Raw genomic sequence first — 542 nt, 5'->3', positions numbered from 1 at the left:
CCTGGCCGAAGCGATTGGCTACCCCGCTTCGTACATCTCCCGCGTGGAGCGGGGGGAACAGCTTCCCTCCCAAGCTCTTGGGCAAGCTTTGGACGGCTACTTCAACACCGGGGGACTCTTCGTTGACCTGGTCTGCATGGCTCAGGAAACGTTGATCGCCACCTATTCGCAAGCATTCATCGCACAGGAGTCACGGTCGGCCCGGATCGAGGTTTTCGCCAGCTCTCTGGTTCCAGGCCTGTTCCAGACGCCTGCGTATGCGCGGGAGTTGATGATCACCGGGTTGCCAGCCGCCCTCATGACGGAGGTCGAGCACCGAGTACAGATTCGAATGGATCGCCAGAAGGTCTTCGACCGCGACCCCCCGCCGCACGTTTGGGCAGTCATGGACGAAGCCGCCCTGAAGCGGCCAACTGCAGATCACAACACGATGGCTGATCAACTCCGCCACCTCCTCCGCCGCGCCGAAGAAGCCCATACGCAGGTACAAGTAGTGCCTTTCGGACAGGCGTTCCACCCGTTCCTCGGGGGTAGCCTTACTT

The 542-nt window shown here is 61.3% G+C and carries 1 protein-coding gene; it reads left to right on the top strand.

Annotated elements, in window-relative coordinates:
- Positions 1-542: helix-turn-helix transcriptional regulator (locus KUM32_RS40945; RefSeq protein ID WP_217146736.1), on the top strand; the 542-nt coding region annotated here is incomplete at both ends.

The sequence above is a fragment of the Streptomyces sp. AC627_RSS907 genome (genome assembly GCF_019049165.1).
The sequence above is the reverse complement of the archived record's forward strand: the minus strand, read 5'-3'. Positions and strand labels throughout refer to the sequence as shown.